The organism is Pseudomonas sp. MF08831 (genome assembly GCF_059862645.1).
Map to the genome: position 1 here is coordinate 42681 of NZ_JCBCUX010000011.1, position 11235 is coordinate 53915.

Consider the following 11235-nt stretch of genomic DNA (forward strand, 5'->3'; position numbering starts at 1 on the left):
CCGGCAGGTCACACTTGGATTATTTCACCGCGCTGACCGCCTTCGTCGAAGCTGCCGAAGGCAACAACTTCTCGCGCGCCGCCGAGCGGCTCGGCATCAAGGCGTCAACCGTTTCTCGCTACGTGAAGGACCTTGAACAGGACTTGGGCATCGCCCTGTTCAACCGCTCGACGCGCACGCTGCACCTGACCGAGGGTGGCCGGACGTTTCTGCTGCATGCGCGCAGGGTGCTGGATGAGCTTGAACAGGCCAAGGCGGCGACGTCGGCGCTGAACCAGGAGCCTCGTGGGCTGCTCAAGCTCAACTTGCCGCCAGCGTTTGCCCGTCACCATATCCTTCCCCTGTTGAATACATTTGTGGCTCGCTACCCGCAGATCAAGCTGGAACTGGTATTGGATAACGCCCAAGTCAACCTGATTCATACCGGCGTTGACCTGGCGATTCGCATTGGCGCGCTGGCTGATTCCACGCTCAAGGCGCGCAAGATTTGCGCGGGCAACTACCTGCTGGTGGCCAGCCCGGGCTTTTGCGCTGCGCACCCTGCCCCTTCAACGCCGGCCGAGCTGGCCCGCCTGCCGGCAGTACTGAGTCAGCATGATTTTGCGTTTGCATCTTCTGATGAAGTGGTGCCGCTGGTCCCTCACGACTGTATCCGTATCAATGACCTCGATGCGCAGCTGATCGCGGCGCGCCAGGGCCTGGGGTTTGCCCTGTTACCCGACTGGTTGGTGGCAACCAGTATTGAAGCGGGCGCGTTACAGGTATGGCTGCCGGAATGGAACATCCTCGGTGCCGAGCAGGCATTTTCTGTGTGGTTCGTTTATCCACCCAAGAAGATTGTGTCGTCGAAGGTCAGGTGCTTTATCGACTTCATCGTTGAGCAGTTGGGTGAAACACCTGATTGGAAGCGCCAGGGCTGTCCGTGCCCAAGCGGACCGCCAGCCGACCTAAAAGGTGGGTGTTAAACTCGGTCAAATTGTGGGAGCGGGCTTGCTCGCGAATGCGGTGTGTCAGCAAGCTTGTTTTTAACTGAACGACCGCATTCGCGAGCAAGCCCGCTCCCACGTTAAGGTCTCATCACATCAGCAGATGCCGTGTGGCTGTGCGTTTGCCTCTACCACTCAGAAAGAAACGACCTCTTCCCATCAGCTGAAGCGAATATCCAGCGCGCGCAAGTAGGTTTGCAAGCCAGCATCCTGGATAGGGATCAGGAATGCTTCCTGGTCGGACTCATTGAAGTGCGCGTGCCAGTACCCCGGCGGGGTCACGAACGCCAAGCCCGGCGACCAGTCGACGCGTACCGGGTTGCGAATCTGCCCATCGGCGTCCAGTTCGGTGCCCACCAGCGAGTAACAGCCCGTGGGGCAGTCGATGATGAAATCCAGTGCAATCGATTGGTGCCGGTGCGGCTTCTGGATCGAGCCGGGCGGCAGTATGCCGTACATGGCCCACAGCACATGCGTGACGGTTCGGGTCTGTGGAAAGTTGCGGTTACCCAGCAGGATGCTGATACGGCTGCGGTCCTGGGCACGCGGATCATCGGCCGCTTCACGCAGCTTCAGGTTGGCCAGTGCGGCCGGATACAGCGTCGGCGCGAAACGGTCGGTGCTGCGCGTAACCCCCAGGTAGCGCAACAGCGGCTCATCGTGCACGTAGTACAGGCGCGCATCCTGCGAGGCGCGGAACCGGGCTGTTAGCAAACCGGGCAGCGCGATAAAACAGCCGGCCGACCATTCGATCTGGTGTTCGCCCTGGCTGACGCTGCCCTCTCCGGCGATCACATAAAACACTTGGGAGGTGGCATTGGGGTGCAGCTCCAAGGTGTCATCGGCGTTCAGGCGGATGAAGTTGGCACACAACCCGGGCCCGGTCGCCGGACCCTCACAGCCCAGCGCAGCGCTGAGGTCCAGCACGACCACCCGCGACGGGCCGCTGTCATACAGCGAGGCCGGGAAGCTGTGGTAAGGAATTCGGGTAATCAGATTAGCGCTGATCGGGTTGGCTGCCTTGCTGTATTCAAAATACTCGGCATCGACTTGTTCGGGTGGAGTATCAACGGCCAGGTCGGGCTTGAATTCGCTGTTCATGGTTCACCTCAGTCTTGGGCTGGTTTGAAACAACTATAGGCATTGCGCCCATCGCGATTAAGCACTCGGTTGGCACAGCAGTTGTGCAAGATGGGGTGGCTAGGCTCCTGGATGGTGCGACAGGCCTGTCCATGGCCAAAGCGTGAACCGATGATCCATGTGTATGGCATCTATCTCATGCTCAAACGTCATAATCCCGCGTTCGTCTGCGTGGTAATCTGGCGCCACCATGAATAGACATTGATCGTCACTTGACGATGACCAGAGCCAGGAAAGAACATGCCAAAGATTTCTCACTCAGCACTGCGCCGCAACTTCCGTGAACTGCTTGCCAAACACATCTGCGTTGAAACCGCCTCCGTCTTTGACCCCATGTCTGCGCGCATCGCCGCCGACCTGGGTTTCGAAGTCGGTATCCTCGGCGGTTCAGTCGCATCGTTGCAGGTCCTCGCGGCACCCGATTTTGCGTTGATCACACTGAGTGAGTTCGTCGAGCAGGCCACCCGCATTGGCCGCGTGGCCCAACTGCCGTTCATCGCCGACGCCGACCACGGTTACGGCAATGCCCTGAACGTGATGCGCACCGTCGAAGAGCTTGAGCGCGCCGGGGTTGCGGCACTGACGATTGAAGACACGTTGTTGCCCGCGCAGTTCGGGCGTAAATCCACCGACCTGATTTCGGTTGAGGAAGGCATCGGCAAGGTCAAGGCCGCGCTTGAAGCGCGGGTCGATCCAGAGCTGTCTATCGTCGCCCGCACCAACGCTGGCGTGTTGCCGACCGAAGACGTCATCGCCCGCACCAAAGCTTATGAAAAGGCCGGCGCCGACGGCATCTGCATGGTGGGCGTCAAAGACTTCGACCACCTTGAGAAGATCGCAGAAAACCTCAGCGTGCCGTTGATGCTGGTGACTTACGGCAACCCGCAGCTCAATGACAGCGAACGCCTGGCCGCGCTGGGTGTGCGCATTGTGGTGGCCGGCCACGGCGCCTACTTTGCGTCGATCAAGGCGACTTACGACAGCCTGCGTGCGCAACGCAAGTTGACCAGCAGCACCTCGAACCTCAGCGCGACTGAACTGACGCATACCTACACGCTGCCGGAAAGCTACGTGGCGTGGGCGGAAGAATTCATGGACGTGAAAGAGTAAGCCTCAGCCAATCGGCGGCCAGTTCCGACTGGCCGCCGATCGCGCTCAGTAGTTGGCGTTGGGATTACCCACGTCCACGTAGCCATTTTTGGGCGCAATGATCACCTCCAATGGCGGCGGCGTAACGCCAAAGTCATCAAGCTGATCCTTGAGCCCGGTGTACCACTCTTCCTGCTGTTTCTTGCGCGCATTGTCGGCCTTGATGTCGGCAATGATCGCGTAGATCAAGCCACCGACCGCCGCGATGCCGCCCACGGCACCCGCCAAGGCGCCGGCCGCGCCGCCAATCACGCCTGCGGCTTCTGCAACGCCGGCCGCCACCGTGGTTATGCGCGGCACCACGTAGGTGGCGACCTCCACCATGCCGGCCACGGCCGACAGGCCATTAAGCCCCGCGAAGGTGCCCTGGAACCCGGCGCCGACCTTGTCGCCGCTCTGGGCCGAGTTTTTCGCGGAAATGGCCCCGGTGACCAAGCCCAGTACGTTACCCGCCACGCCGCCCAGGCTCTTGCCGACGTTTTCCACGTCCTTCACGTACTTGGGCGCGTCGAACTTGTACGTGCCCTGCTGGGTGCGATCAAACTGGTCCTGGACAAACTTGGCGCCACCTTCAAGGAACAGTCCGGCCGCCTGAAACGACTGCCCGACGGTTTGCGCGGTGCTGCCGCCCTTGCCGCTGGCGATGCGCGTGCCGATGGCGCCTGCCAACAACACGCCGGACACGCCATGCATCACCCCGGCCTTGTACGCCGCGCTGACCCCGGCCGGCAGCTTGCCGCCCCAGGTGCTTTGGACTTTTTTGATCGCATCGTCGAACTTGGCGCCGCCGCGCATGGCGTCGTCCACGGCCCGAATGCCACTGATGATATCGGCGGTTTTCGGTGGGGCCTCGCCAGGTGGCGTGAATGCAGCGATGTTGTCGTTGATCACTTGCTCAAGGCGCGGGTCATTGGCGCCGGTAACGCCCAGGCCGCGGTAGAAGTCGTCAATCGACTGGCCTTTAAGCAGGTCTTCGCGCCCCAGCTTGGCGGCGACGTCGTTGAAGCTCGAACTGCCCGCCTGCACGGTCTTGTCGTCCAGTACGGCGTCAAAGATTGCCTTGTTCACACCGGACTGAATCACCGCCTTGTCTGCCGGCACGCCGCTGGCGATCAGGTCGTTGATCTGCTTGCCGCAGGTGATCTCTGCGTACTCGGCGTTGACCTCGTCCTTGATGGCTTGCGGGGCGTTTTCCAGGGCTTTCTTGTAGTCCGGCTGTTTGCCCAGGGCCTGGGCATAGAAGTCCGGGTACTTGATAAAACTCGACAGCGCATCAGTGGTGCTCGCGCCCTTGGCGGCAAACGCGCTTTGCAGCGCGTCGCAACTCGATGAAGCGTCCAGGCGCCGCTCCATCTCGGCTTTCAAGGCTGGGTCGGCGGCGACCATTTTCTGCAGCTGTTCGGTGCCCTGGGTGTTGAGGAACTGCTGCACGTCCGGGTCTTTACTGAGCGTGTCGATGCGCCCTTGCACATCCTTGATAAAGTCTTCGCGTTGCTGGCCCGGTGAGGGGCCGTCGCCGGACCACTCATTGGCCGCATCCGGCCCCTGGTGCGCAAACGCATCGGCACCCGCCTTGTAGTTGGCCAGGCCCGTGGACAGCTGGATGATCGCTGCGGTCTTGTCCGCACCGCTGGCGCTGCTGTTGCCTGTGACGAAATAGTCAGCGCCTACTTTGGAGGCGTCACCACCGGCCGCCTTGACGGCGTCATCAGTGGCCTTGGCATTCAAGTCCTTGATCTGGTCATCCGCGCTGTTGCCGTCCAGGCCCTTGAGGTTGTCGTAGCCGTATTTGCCGAAGTCCTGCAGGCGCCCCGCTTCCGTGCCGTGGCGTGCTTCGCCATCCTTGGTGAAGCCGTCGATGCGGCCATTGCCCACGTTGCCGCCGTCGATATGCTTGCCGGTCTCGTCGTAGTTCTCGACATAGTTGAGCACCTGCGCGGCACGCCAGGCCGCGTCGGCGTCGTGTTCAACGTCGCCGACACGCTCGCGCAGAGCGTCCTTGACCCCGCTCTGGTTGCCGAGGTTTTTCAGCAACGGGTTGTCTTCAATGATTTGCTCGGCACTGCGGTTGTCGCCCATCGGCCGGCCTTCACCCGGCAACGGCAGATGGTTGGACGGCGCATCGCCCTTGGGCGGCGTGCTGGGTGGGCTATGCGGCAGCTCGCCTTTGAGGGTCTCCCAGCCGTACTTGCCGAAATCCTGCAGGCGCCCGGCTTCGGTGCCGTGGCGGGCGTCACCGCCTTTGGTAAAGCCGTCGACCTTGCCGTTGCCGGCCTCATTGAGTTCTGGCCGCTTGACGGCAGGCTTGCCGTTTTCGTCGAGTTTTTCGATGTGCTCCAGCACCCGGCTCGCGCGGTAAGCGGCGTCCGGATCATGCTCAAAGTCGCCAACGCGTTCGCGCAATGTGTCTTTCACGCCACTCTGGTTGCCGAGATTCTTGAGCAGCGGGTTGTCGTCGATGATCTGCTGCGCCGTGCGAAAGTCACCTTGGGGCCGCTTTGTATCGGGGCCCAGACTGTTGTCGTCGGGCTGATTGCCTAGCGCTTTCGACACCGCTTTATTCCAGTTGGGGTTGTCGCCCGCGTTGGGGGTGCTATCAACCTGACGAAGCTGATTGACTTGCATGGCCTGTCTCCTGATCTGGCATGGGAGAAGGATTATTGGAGGGCAAGTGCAACAGTCTTGTTACATGGGCGAATTTGAATCAAGCGCAATCATATAGCCACCACTGAACGGCGGCGGCGTACATAAACTTTTAGATAACTAAGCATTAAAAAATCCGCCGCAGAGCCTGCGGCGGCAAACCAAAGGTTTTTGTCGAAGCAGAGCGGCTAAGACCCTATCAACGCTACACCCGCTGGTGATTAAAAGACGTGAAGTTTAATTAATCGAGTTTAATCCGCCACACCGCTGCAGGCCGCGAAAAATATGATAAAAATCGGCTTCGGCAACCACGCCGAGCACAATAAAAAACGTCACTACGCTCACCTGAAAACATCTGCCCATAACACTGTATGCGTCCTAAAAATTGCGATGTTTCTGCGCGCGCGTTATTTATTCCGGGGAAGTAAACACCATGATCAAACCCATGATTAGACAGTGCAGCCTGCTCACACTGGCAGTGTGCGCGAGTGTCAGCCAAGTGGCCTTTGCCGAGTCCGTCACCGACCAGGCCGATTCCAAGGGTTTTATTGACGGCAGCAGCATCACGGGCCTGTTGCGCAACTATTATTTCGACCGCGACCGCCAAAGTGGCAAGGCAGACAACCGCGACTGGACCCAAGGCGCAATGCTCAACTACGCCTCGGGCTTTACCCAAGGCACGATTGGTTTTGGCGTGGACGCCTACGCCTATGGCGCGATGAAACTCGACGCCACCCACGCGGATGCTGGCACCGGTGACCTGCCAACCGACCGTCATGGCGACCCGGAAAACGGCTATGGCTCGGTTGGCGCCGCGGTGAAAATCAAGGTCTCCAAAACCCAACTGAAGTTCGGTGACATGCAACCCACGGCGCCGGTCTTTGCGACCGGCGGCACGCGAATTCTGCCGCAGACCGCCACCGGGTTTGACCTGACCAGCAGCGAAATCGCCGGGCTGGACCTGGAAGCCGGGCATTTCACCAGCACCAACAGCGGCATGACCAGCAACCATGACCACGATATTTATGCCACCTACGCCAACGTCGCGGCCAACAGTGCGAGCTTCGTCGGCGGCAAATACACCTTTACGCCATCGCTGAGCGCAACCCTGTACGCCGGTGAGCTGGAAGATATCTGGCGCCAGTACTACACCAACCTCAACTACGTGTTGCCGTTGAGCCATGACCAGTCGCTGGCGCTGGACGCCAACCTGTACCGCACGCTCGACACCGGCAGCGCCAAGGCCGGGGCGATCAACAACACCACGTATTCGGTGGCGGCGGCCTACTCGTTCCTGGCGGCCCACACGCTGACGCTGTCGTTCCAGAAGGTGCACGGCGACACGCCGTTCGACTACATCGGCACCGGCAACAACGGCGCGGGTGAAGGCGGCGATTCGGTGTTCCTGGCCAACTCGATTCAGTGGGGCGACTTCAACGGCCCGGGCGAGCAGTCCTGGGGCGTTCGTTATGACCTGAACATGGCCGGCTACGGCGTGCCGGGCTTGAGCTTCATGACCCGCTACGTCAACGGCTCCGACATCAACGGCACGCACACGCCGGCCAACAGCGCCTACGTCGGCGACTACGGTGCCGATGGCGACCACCACGAGACGGATGTCGAGGCCAAATACGTGCTGCAAAGCGGCCCGGCGAAGAACCTGTCGCTGCGCGTGCGCGATGCGATGGTTTCGTCAAACGCGGATCAGCGCGACGGCAAATTGAACGAGCTGCGGGTGATCGTCGACTACCCGTTCACTCTGCTGTAACCACCCCAGGCTCCAACCGTTGGCGCATGCCTGCGCTGGCGGCTGGACCGGCCTGCACCACGCACGCATCCAACGGCACGAGTGTGCCTTGGGCCGTGACCATCATCGGTTGCACCGGCTGGCCCGTCTCGCGCTCAACCACCTCGACACTGGTGCCCTCTTCGGCAAAATGCCGATTGCCCCACGCCACCAGTGCCATCAGCACCATGCGCAAATCCTCGCCCTTGGCCGTCGGCACGTATTCATACCGTGGCGGCCGCTCGCTGTAGGCGCGGCGCTCAAGCATCCCGGCGTCCACCAGGCCATTCAAGCGGCGCGTCAACATGTTCGGCGCGATGCCCAGGCTGCGTGAAAACTCATCGAAGCGACGCAAGCCATGCAATGCATCGCGCATGATCAACATGCTCCACCACTCCCCTATCCGTTCAAGGCTGCGGGCGATCGGGCATTCGTCGCTGACAAGAGACTTGCGTTGCATAAGGGTTCCCAGGTGCCGGTACAAAGTTGTGTGACGCCATGTTACTTTCATCATGATAGTGACGTCCATAGGGTCTGTACCCTCAACGCAACCGGAGTCAATTGATCATGAGTAAACGTATCGTCGTGACAGGCATGGGCGCACTGACGCCGCTGGGCGCCAGCGTGGAATCCACCTGGCAACGCCTGTTGAACGGGCAGTCGGGCATACGCCGTCTGCCTGAGGAATTGATCGGTGACCTCGCCATCAGCATCGGTGGCCAGGTGCAAAGCGTGCTGCAAGACCCTGAGGCCGGGTTTGACCCTGATCGGCTGCTGGCCGCCAAGGAACAGCGCAAGATGGACCGCTTTATCCTGTTCGCCCTGGCGGCAGCCGATGAAGCCCTCAAGCAAGCCGGCTGGGCGCCTCAAACGCCGCAGGCACAGGAACGCACGGCGACCATCATTGCCTCTGGCGTCGGCGGCTTTCCGGCGATTGCCGATGCCGTGCGCACCACCGACAGCAAAGGCCCGCGACGCTTGTCGCCCTTCACCATTCCGTCCTTTCTGAGCAACATGGCGGCCGGGCATGTGTCGATCAACTATGGCCTGAAAGGCCCGCTGGGCGCGCCGGTAACCGCCTGCGCAGCCGGTGTGCAAGCGATTGGGGACGCGGCGCGGATGATCCGTGCCGGGGAAATCGATGTGGCGGTGTGTGGCGGTGCGGAAGCGGCGATTCACCGGGTCAGCCTGGCCGGTTTTGCGGCGGCGCGGGCGTTATCCAGCGACTTCAATGACACGCCAGAGCGGGCGTCGCGGCCTTTCGATCAGGCACGTGACGGCTTCGTGATGGGCGAAGGGGCCGGCATCCTGGTCATCGAAGAACTGGAACATGCCCTGGCACGCGGCGCGCAGCCCATCGCCGAACTGGTGGGTTATGGCACCAGTGCCGATGCCTACCACATGACGGCCGGGCCGGAAGACGGTGATGGCGCGCGGCGGGCGATGACTCAGGCACTGCGTCAGGCAGGCATCGAGGCGGCCCGGGTGCAGTACTTGAACGCCCATGCAACCTCGACGCCGGTGGGTGACAAAGGCGAACTGGCAGCGATCAAGACCGTGTTCGGCGCCGAGGGCGGCCCGGCCATCAGCTCAACCAAATCTGCCACCGGCCACTTATTGGGCGCTGCAGGCGGCATCGAAGCGATCTTCAGCGTGCTTGCCCTGCGCGACCAGGTCGCCCCGGTGACGCTGAACCTGGACAACCCGGACGCGCTGGCCGACGGCCTGGACATGGTGCGCGGTGAAGCGCGGCACATGCCGATTGAATATGCGCTGTCCAATGGCTTCGGTTTTGGTGGCGTGAATGCCAGCGTGCTGTTCCGCCGCTGGGCGTAACCCTCGGTTTGCCCCTGCCGTGATTTTCGGGGACCATGTGCGCCTTCTGCTACAGCCAACCAGAGGCGCCCATGGCCAACCACGACCTGAGCTACACCCCCGATCCGGATGCCGACTCGATTTCCTCCGACGTCGTCGGCTTCAACGGCATCCTGGTCTCCACCCAGATCCCGACCCGCGCCGATGGCAGCCTCGAACTCGGCGACATCACCCTGCAAAGCGAATGCACCCTGCTAGCGCTGAAAGTCGCGCTGGAAAAAGCCGGCAGTTCCATGGACCGAGTGATGCACCTGACCATCTACCTCACCGACATGGCTGATCGCGCCGCGTTCAATGAGGTCTACAAACGCTTTTTCGCCAAGCCGTGGCCGGTTCGCGCCGCCGTAAGCGTGGCCGCACTGGCCGTTGAAGGCATGCGCGTGGAAGTCACCGCGATGGCGGCCAAGGCCTGAGTTATCGCTGGCAATACCCATCAAGGGTTGGCGCGATAGCGTCAGATAGACCGAGGTGTCTGCATCGCAGGCAAGCCAGCTCCCACAGAAAAGCCAAGCAGTGCGGTGGTGGCGGCTGCACTCGGTCAAACTGTGGGAGCGGGCTTGCTCGCGAAGGCGGTGTGTCAGTCAGCTCATGTGTAGCTGACACACCGCATTCGCGAGCAAGCCCGCTCCCACATTTGGATCTCTGTGCATCAGATAGAGATGTGCTGCTGTGCTTTTGATCTGCTTTTGCTTCTACCACTCAGGTCGGCTACTAGGCCGCCGTGCTCTGCTCTTGATCTTGCTTTTGATCTGACAGGCCCCGTCAACCACGCTGGCCGAACGCAGGCTTGAATCCGTGGGTAACCCGGCAGGACGCCGGGTTAGCCGCGTTGGGCCATGGATGGCCCGTCGCGGCGGCCCACGGATTCAAGCCGGAGTGAGGGCACACCGAGCCTAAGCGAGGTGCCGAGTGGTGGGGCAAAGACCTTTTGGTTACTTTTGGGGCGTTTGCCAAAAGTGACCCGCTGTAAGAGCGGAACCCTAAGTGGCCGTTACCGCAGCAACGGATATGTACTCACCCCCCCGCCCCCACGGTAGATCAGTGCCACCTGATCGACACGCATTGTTAAAGGCCAGCAATCCACATCCCTTTAATTCGAGGGAAGTTTCCTAGACAATCCTTCGGCCTTGCGCCTGCCCACCTCACTGGCTAGCCTTCGCTCCGTCGCTGCATATCAGCGATCAGGGGTGAGATCCTGTGTAGGCGCCAAGTGTCACAACCGCGAGCAATATGCTCTATGGCGGCTGTGTGCGGGCAGACTTCGGTCTGGCCGGGTGCTCCTACCGGTTATCTCACCCCGCACATAGCTGCCACCTTTTGTCGAGTGAGATCTGCAAAAGAATGGCTCCCAATCTTCCAGGAGTTTCATTCATGAACAAAATCGTCCCCGACCCACCCCGCGAAATTTTTGAGCGTGCCCTGCGCCACTACTTGCAACCCGATTCACTGCCGTCCTTCGTCGCGCATCACGACCTCAGCTTCGAAGACGCCCTGGCCCAAATCTGCGACCTGCTGCGCTGCGCCGCCGCCACCGCGGCCAGCACCACGCAAACGCTGCTCGGCCATGAACGCGACATGGCGAGCGCCACCGAACACCTGATCAACAACGCCAAAACCTTGGCCGACCGCGCGCTGAACTGCCTGCACGCCGCATAA

At 61.2% G+C, this 11235-nt stretch carries 9 protein-coding genes; 6 read left to right on the forward strand and 3 right to left on the reverse strand.

From position 1 onward, the window contains the following. Positions 1 to 14: 14 nt before the first annotated feature. Positions 15 to 965, forward strand: coding sequence for a LysR family transcriptional regulator (locus AC19YS_RS21650; protein WP_119740496.1), 951 nt, complete (start codon positions 15 to 17; stop codon positions 963 to 965). 180 nt (positions 966 to 1145) lie between these two features. Here the strand turns inward: AC19YS_RS21650 and AC19YS_RS21655 are convergent, their stop codons facing one another. Then, positions 1146 to 2087: a cupin gene (locus AC19YS_RS21655; protein ID WP_500602627.1), complete on the reverse strand. Its 942-nt coding sequence runs from the start codon at positions 2085 to 2087 to the stop codon at positions 1146 to 1148. A 279-nt stretch (positions 2088 to 2366) separates the two neighbouring features. On the opposite strand from AC19YS_RS21655, the gene AC19YS_RS21660 reads away from it, so the two are divergent. Continuing rightward, on the forward strand, positions 2367 to 3236 hold the full coding sequence (locus tag AC19YS_RS21660) for an isocitrate lyase/PEP mutase family protein (RefSeq protein ID WP_106580370.1): 870 nt from the start codon (positions 2367 to 2369) through the stop codon (positions 3234 to 3236). Between the two features lie 45 nt (positions 3237 to 3281). Here the strand turns inward: AC19YS_RS21660 and AC19YS_RS21665 are convergent, their stop codons facing one another. Further along, positions 3282 to 5900: a type III effector HrpK domain-containing protein gene (locus tag AC19YS_RS21665; protein WP_500602628.1), complete on the reverse strand. Its 2619-nt coding sequence runs from the start codon at positions 5898 to 5900 to the stop codon at positions 3282 to 3284. Between the two features lie 463 nt (positions 5901 to 6363). On the opposite strand from AC19YS_RS21665, the gene AC19YS_RS21670 reads away from it, so the two are divergent. Next, positions 6364 to 7686 carry an OprD family porin gene (locus AC19YS_RS21670; RefSeq protein WP_179610182.1) on the forward strand — a complete coding sequence of 441 codons (1323 nt, stop codon included), beginning with the start codon at positions 6364 to 6366 and terminating at the stop codon, positions 7684 to 7686. On the opposite strand, the gene AC19YS_RS21675 is transcribed toward AC19YS_RS21670, so the two are convergent. Then, positions 7673 to 8164 carry a winged helix-turn-helix transcriptional regulator gene (locus AC19YS_RS21675; protein WP_106580373.1) on the reverse strand — a complete coding sequence of 164 codons (492 nt, stop codon included), beginning with the start codon at positions 8162 to 8164 and terminating at the stop codon, positions 7673 to 7675. The two genes, AC19YS_RS21670 and AC19YS_RS21675, sit on opposite strands and share 14 nt — an antisense overlap. A 107-nt stretch (positions 8165 to 8271) precedes the next feature. On the opposite strand from AC19YS_RS21675, the gene fabF reads away from it, so the two are divergent. The 3 genes from fabF (at position 8272) to AC19YS_RS21690 (ending at position 11235) form a co-directional block, all read left to right on the forward strand. Next, positions 8272 to 9540: a beta-ketoacyl-ACP synthase II gene (gene fabF / locus AC19YS_RS21680; protein WP_200625385.1), complete on the forward strand. Its 1269-nt coding sequence runs from the start codon at positions 8272 to 8274 to the stop codon at positions 9538 to 9540. A 71-nt stretch (positions 9541 to 9611) separates the two neighbouring features. Continuing rightward, a complete protein-coding gene (locus AC19YS_RS21685) occupies positions 9612 to 9992 on the forward strand; it encodes a RidA family protein (protein WP_500602629.1) in 381 nt (126 codons plus the stop codon). 958 nt (positions 9993 to 10950) lie between these two features. Next, positions 10951 to 11235 (forward strand): DUF6124 family protein, encoded by a 285-nt coding sequence (locus tag AC19YS_RS21690; RefSeq protein ID WP_178125284.1) that lies wholly within the window; start codon positions 10951 to 10953, stop codon positions 11233 to 11235.

What these genes read in the sequence shown, in the direction of transcription:
- AC19YS_RS21655 (WP_500602627.1), bottom strand. Translation starts at nt 2,087, where the DNA reads ATGAACAGCGAATTCAAGCCCGACCTGGCCGTTGATACTCCACCCGAA.
- AC19YS_RS21660 (WP_106580370.1), top strand. Translation starts at nt 2,367, where the DNA reads ATGCCAAAGATTTCTCACTCAGCACTGCGCCGCAACTTCCGTGAACTG.
- AC19YS_RS21665 (WP_500602628.1), bottom strand. Translation starts at nt 5,900, where the DNA reads ATGCAAGTCAATCAGCTTCGTCAGGTTGATAGCACCCCCAACGCGGGC.
- AC19YS_RS21670 (WP_179610182.1), top strand. Translation starts at nt 6,364, where the DNA reads ATGATTAGACAGTGCAGCCTGCTCACACTGGCAGTGTGCGCGAGTGTC.
- AC19YS_RS21675 (WP_106580373.1), bottom strand. Translation starts at nt 8,164, where the DNA reads ATGCAACGCAAGTCTCTTGTCAGCGACGAATGCCCGATCGCCCGCAGC.
- fabF (WP_200625385.1), top strand. Translation starts at nt 8,272, where the DNA reads ATGAGTAAACGTATCGTCGTGACAGGCATGGGCGCACTGACGCCGCTG.
- AC19YS_RS21685 (WP_500602629.1), top strand. Translation starts at nt 9,612, where the DNA reads ATGGCCAACCACGACCTGAGCTACACCCCCGATCCGGATGCCGACTCG.
- AC19YS_RS21690 (WP_178125284.1), top strand. Translation starts at nt 10,951, where the DNA reads ATGAACAAAATCGTCCCCGACCCACCCCGCGAAATTTTTGAGCGTGCC.